Raw genomic sequence first — 1,852 nt, 5'->3', positions numbered from 1 at the left:
GGGTTTCCGAACATTTAAAAATGCGGGGTGCATCACTGATTAAGCGTTTGCGTGGTGCCTCGATAGCTCAGCCCGGTAGAGCGGCTGCCTCGTAAGCAGCAGGCCGCGGGATCAAGGCCCGCTCGAGGCTCTTTTTGTGTTTTTGTGGTTTTGTAGTTGTGTTGTTCATGTAGACGGAAAAGTTTATAAAATATTAATATTGCAGATATTTGCAGGCGCACGAACCGGGGGAGTGACGAAAAGTGACGCTGTTTCACCTGCATGAAGACAAGCTTCGTTGCCCGTACAAAGGCTGCGAGAAGACATTTGATAAGCCTACGGTTTTGACTGATGCGTCAACGGTTCCTCGTCAGTCGTTTTATGCGTGTCCTTTTTGTATGTCTAAGTTGGATATTGTTACGGAGGGGTTGAAGATTGTGGATGTGCGGGCTGTTGATTACCCGACGGTTTTTGATTCTCCTGCCAAGTGCGCGCATTTTTCTGGGCTTTTGAATGGGTTGCCGTCTGATGGGGCGTTGCCTGATGAGTGCCTCGTGTGTCCGAAGGTGCTTCAGTGTAACATCCGCAAGAAGTAGCTGTTTCTCAGGTAGCTTTCGTTAAGAGCGTTATTCCGCCGAGTTGCGTTAGGCGTTTTCCTGCTGGTGATTCCGCGTTTAGTATGCGGGTTTGGATGTTTCTGTTGGCGGCGATTTGCATTAGCCTGTTCAAGCGGTTTTTTGCGCGTGCGTTCGCCAAGTAAACGTCGGTTAGCAGGAGAAATTCGGGTTTGGGTTTGCTGGGTTTCCACGGGGTGAGGATGGCGGTTTCTATTTCTGTGAATTCGTAAAGCACAAGCGCGTCTTGGCTTGATGTGTTGAGGCGTTTTTCCATTGTGTCTATTATGTTTTCTGATTCCTGTGCGGTGGTTTCGTTGATTGTTTGGCGGAATATGGGGTTTTTTGCGAGCGCAGCTACTTCGGGTTGGGTGCGTGCGGAGCCTGTGATTTCTGAGATGACGGTTTTGTTTGGTCCTTGCGTTAGCCACGTGTGGTGCGTTTGAATGTGGTTGAGGAAGTTTTTCGCGCAGTTGCTTTTGGCTGGTGAGGCTATGATTATGCTTCTTACGCCTTCTTTCAGCGTGGGTCTTAACGCGTTTATTGTGGCTTCGTAGAAATTGTATTGGGCTTTCGGGCTGTTTTCCGCGTCGTTGAGCGGGATGGTTTTTTCGTGTTTGGCTACGTTGCTGTATATTCTCCATAATGCTGCTTGATTTGCTTCTATGCCTACGAGGATTGCTACAGGGTAGCCTCGTTTGTAGCTTTTTTTCGGTTTCAATGAAACTTCACTCTACGCATCAAGCTAAGCTTGACTTCTAAGGGGTTATTTATGCTTGCGGGCTGCTTGTTGGCGTTTTCAGTGCTGGCGTGTGATAGCGCGTGGAAAAAACTATAGCCCCCTTCACATAACCATAACTGGGTATGAGACGAGGCAGGTAGGGCAGCTTTGAGATTGAGTTTGTCTAATGGCGTTTTTTCTAGGATGAATTTAGCTGACAATGTAGCCTGTGTTCGAGAGTTGGGTTTTGATAGTTTGGAGTTTAACATGAAATGCGTGCAGAGAGATGATGAAGAATGCGTTTACGAAGCTAAGCGGCTTATTGAGGCAAACGGCTTGGAGTGCTTAACGCTGCATGCAGCTACGATTCATGTGCAAAGCGAGGATGAATTAGCCACGGCGGCTTATTACGGCAAGGTGTCAGCGGATTTTGCTTACAAGCTCTCTGCGCCAGTTCTCGTGGTTCACTCGAACGTCTCGCGAAGGCTGCCTGAAAACGTTAGAGCCGAGTTTTTGGCAAGAATCTTCAAGGTGCTGC

Annotated in this window: 3 protein-coding genes and 1 tRNA gene; 3 read left to right on the top strand and 1 reads right to left on the bottom strand. The window is 48.3% G+C overall.

What is annotated here, in order from left to right; translation table 11 throughout:
- The first annotated feature begins 56 nt into the window (after positions 1–56).
- Together NWE95_13665 and NWE95_13660 are read left to right on the top strand one after the other, a co-directional pair.
- Positions 57–130: transfer RNA gene (locus tag NWE95_13665), tRNA-Thr, on the top strand.
- 112 nt (positions 131–242) lie between these two features.
- Positions 243–575: a hypothetical protein gene (locus NWE95_13660; GenBank protein MCW4004946.1), complete on the top strand. Its 333-nt coding sequence runs from the start codon at positions 243–245 to the stop codon at positions 573–575.
- Between the two features lie 7 nt (positions 576–582).
- On the opposite strand, the gene NWE95_13655 is transcribed toward NWE95_13660, so the two are convergent.
- Positions 583–1,314 carry a hypothetical protein gene (locus tag NWE95_13655; GenBank protein ID MCW4004945.1) on the bottom strand — a complete coding sequence of 244 codons (732 nt, stop codon included), beginning with the start codon at positions 1,312–1,314 and terminating at the stop codon, positions 583–585.
- Between the two features lie 204 nt (positions 1,315–1,518).
- Between NWE95_13655 and NWE95_13650 the strand changes: the two genes are divergently transcribed.
- Positions 1,519–1,852 (top strand): sugar phosphate isomerase/epimerase (locus tag NWE95_13650; protein MCW4004944.1); only part of this gene is annotated, 334 nt, incomplete at its 3' end.

It is taken from the genome of Candidatus Bathyarchaeota archaeon (assembly GCA_026014725.1).
Taxonomy (GTDB): Archaea; Thermoproteota; Bathyarchaeia; order Bathyarchaeales; family Bathycorpusculaceae; genus Bathycorpusculum.
This window is presented reverse-complemented; position numbering and strand designations above follow the sequence as displayed.